This is a genomic window from Chitinophaga sp. (assembly GCF_036566945.1).
GTDB lineage: Bacteria > Bacteroidota > Bacteroidia > Chitinophagales > Chitinophagaceae > Chitinophaga.
In genome coordinates this window covers 1-2,806 of the sequence record NZ_DATCVJ010000074.1, presented here as the reverse complement: position 1 = coordinate 2,806, position 2,806 = coordinate 1, and the positions used below count along the sequence as shown (strand labels likewise).

Sequence of the window (2,806 nt, the reverse complement as noted above, 5' to 3'; positions counted from 1 at the left end):
ATAGATCTGGATTTTTTTAAAAAGTTTACATTGATTGCTAAATGCATTTAGCTTCTCAGCTGATGCATCACTATTTTTATTTAGAGATCCCCAATTGTTAATGGAATTTAAATTATCAACTACCGCTAAAACGTGGAACTGTGCTAAACTTGAATCATGCCAACAAAATAGAAATTAATTGTAACAAAGTAGGTGGCAAGGGTAAAAAAATTACACCAGCGGTAAAAAAGGAGTACTAATTGAGTAAGTTTCTATTTTTAAGAGATTTTAAAATATTTTAAAAAGAAAAATGCCGCAAAATATACATGAGGTGTTTAATATTCATTTACACTTCGCTGCTGCTCTCCTTTTCACTCGCCTGACAGCAGACGGAGGGCTTAGGCCCAGGGCATTGGTATCTCTATTAAAGATGCCATTTCTCTAAAGCAAATTTAATTTGTATAACGACGGCAGCCCGGGGCCTTATGCCCCCGGTACCGGCACGACTAAGAAAGATATTATCTCCCTAACGCCATCTTAACTAAAAAGCAATGGTGCTTATGCCCGCAGTTCAATAGCAACGGTCACCTACCCTATCTCCCTGATTACAACGTAAGCCCAAACGCCTCCAGTTTTTTTAGGGTACTTTCATAATCGGTATGGCAAATGCCGTTTATGCCTAATCCGTTAGCCACGTCTACAAACATAGACCGGTCTTCCAGGTACACCACTTCAGCGGGTTTTACCTGGGCGATGTCCAACGCTATTTTATAAATATCCGCATCTGGTTTACGAAAGTGAACAAAGCAGGAAGAAATGTAGAAGTCCACGAAACTGCTGATATTAAAATGCTGGATCCGGTGTTCATTCAGCTCCCGGCCTTCGTTATTGACGATGGCAATTTTCAGTTTATACTTTGCTTTCAGCTCCGTCACCATGTTCAGCATATCCGGATAAGGCGCCGACTGGGCAAACATAAAATCACGGAACTGCTTACGGGTAAAGGATCTGTCTTCATAAAACACCACCCGGGTCAGGTACTCGTCCAGCGTCAGTTTACCTTCCTCATAGGTATCGAAGGTAAGGTGATGCCGTTCTTCCATTTCCAGCGCGTCCAAACCATAGGTTTGAATGGCCAGTTTACGGGCTCCCCTATCCCAGCCATTGGTAAGTAGTACGCCACCAATATCGAGGAATAACGTGGTAATATTTGCATGGTTAGTCATCACGAAAAATTTATTGCCTTACTAAAATAACGCTATCCTTGCATTAAAAAATCAATATGCAAATACGAATGGCTACACTACAGGATATATCCGCCCTTAAAAACCTCTACCAGGGCACTATTACGGAGATCAACCGACAGCATTACAGCCCGGAACAAATTACGGCTTGGGCCGCCACCGGGGAAAGGATTACTTCTCTCGAAAATAAAATTAAGGAACAATACTTTTATGTAGCGGTGACGGCAGATGATGTTATTACCGGATTTTCCTCTTTGGAAGAAGATGGAGAACTGGACATGATGTACGTACACAAAGATTATCAGGGACAGGGTATCGCTTCCTTATTGATACAACAGATCTATGAAAAAGCCGCAGCACTGGGCCTATCAACGCTCACGGCTTATGTGAGCATTACTGCCCGGCCGTTTTTCGAAAAGCAGGGGTTTAAGATGATGAAAACGCAGCAGGTGCAACTGGGGGAAGTAGCGTTGGAGAATTATGAAATGGTAAAGACCATTTGATTTTTGTCTTTCTCAGGATTGTACTGATTTTGATGATTTTCCCGATTCTATTTTTATATATCACAGATTAAAAAAGGATTAGAGAAGATAAAAGCGGGTGTTTGCTTCTATCTTCTCTAATCCTTTTTTAATCTCTCAAAATTTAAAAAATAAAATCGGGAAAATCATCAAAATCAGTACAATCCTGATCAAAACAAAAACTCGCGCTATTTACTTTTCTTCGCTTTTCTTTCTGTTATATAACCGTTAAAACTCATTGCTGAACGGTCGGTGCTGGTTACCTGGAGGGAAGCATAGCCTTCACTGGAAACAGTTAAGTTCATCGACTGTACGGTTTTATGATCTTTCGGTTTAATCGTAACATTCCATCCGTCTTTTTTACCCGGTTTAGCGGAATAGTCGAAGGACTTTGTTTTGAAATCCAGTGGCGATTTCGTACTGCCATAATCAGCAGTATATGCGCGACCGAAAAACGGCAGATAGCTCACAATAGAATCAGTGGACACGGTGAGGTTATAATCCGGTGTGATGCTCCGCATACGGCCACCCATCGGGAAAGCATTCTGGGCCACGAACACATAGTTTTGCGCATCCATCAGTGATTTAATCTGCGCTATCTTGTCTGCTTTTTTCTGTGCTTTAGTTTCCTGCGCAAATAAACCAGTGGTGGTGATAACAGCCAGCGTCAGGAGGAGGAGTGGTTTTAAGAAAAAGGACCTTTTCATATGGTAAGATTTTACGGTTGAGAGTGAGCTAATATCGTACCATAACAGCCAGCAGCTATTTTTGTTTACCTTTCTAATAGACACATTCCTGTTAAATAGCTTAATTTTAACAACAGATGATTAAACCGGAACCATGCCGAACCCTTATATTTCGTTACTGAAAACCGCCTGGAAGTATGCCAGGCATCAACGTAAAAAATACCTGCTGGTCTACCTATTATTTTTCCTGGCCAATATTACCTTTTCACTGAATCCTGTATTATTTGGCTGGTTTATCGGCAAAATACAGCAGGACGCTGCAGGGCTGCCCCGTTATGCCTTTATGTATGCGGGCGCTTACTTTGCCTTAAAGCTG

3 protein-coding genes and 1 pseudogene are annotated in these 2,806 nt (G+C 41.4%); 2 read left to right on the top strand and 2 right to left on the bottom strand.

Going from position 1 to position 2,806, the window contains the following annotated elements; all coding sequences use genetic code 11:
• Positions 1-584: 584 nt before the first annotated feature.
• Positions 585-1,205 carry an HAD family phosphatase gene (locus tag VIP81_RS02180; RefSeq protein ID WP_331956839.1) on the bottom strand — a complete coding sequence of 207 codons (621 nt, stop codon included), beginning with the start codon at positions 1,203-1,205 and terminating at the stop codon, positions 585-587.
• Positions 1,206-1,261: 56 nt separating this feature from the next.
• Here VIP81_RS02180 and VIP81_RS02175 point away from each other — a divergent pair, with 56 nt between their 5' ends.
• Complete coding sequence (locus VIP81_RS02175; RefSeq protein WP_331956838.1) at positions 1,262-1,726, top strand: GNAT family N-acetyltransferase; 465 nt, start codon at positions 1,262-1,264, stop codon at positions 1,724-1,726.
• Positions 1,727-1,932: 206 nt separating this feature from the next.
• On the opposite strand, the gene VIP81_RS02170 is transcribed toward VIP81_RS02175, so the two are convergent.
• Entirely contained in the window at positions 1,933-2,451 is a 519-nt protein-coding gene (locus VIP81_RS02170; RefSeq protein ID WP_331956837.1) for a DUF4251 domain-containing protein, read from the bottom strand.
• Positions 2,452-2,584: 133 nt separating this feature from the next.
• Here VIP81_RS02170 and VIP81_RS02165 point away from each other — a divergent pair.
• Positions 2,585-2,806: pseudogene (locus tag VIP81_RS02165) on the top strand (ABC transporter ATP-binding protein); the annotation flags it as partial.

Excerpts from the sequence above, each read along its gene's own strand:
- VIP81_RS02180 (WP_331956839.1), bottom strand. The coding sequence starts at position 1,205 with ATGACTAACCATGCAAATATTACCACGTTATTCCTCGATATTGGTGGC.
- VIP81_RS02175 (WP_331956838.1), top strand. The coding sequence starts at position 1,262 with ATGCAAATACGAATGGCTACACTACAGGATATATCCGCCCTTAAAAAC.
- VIP81_RS02170 (WP_331956837.1), bottom strand. The coding sequence starts at position 2,451 with ATGAAAAGGTCCTTTTTCTTAAAACCACTCCTCCTCCTGACGCTGGCT.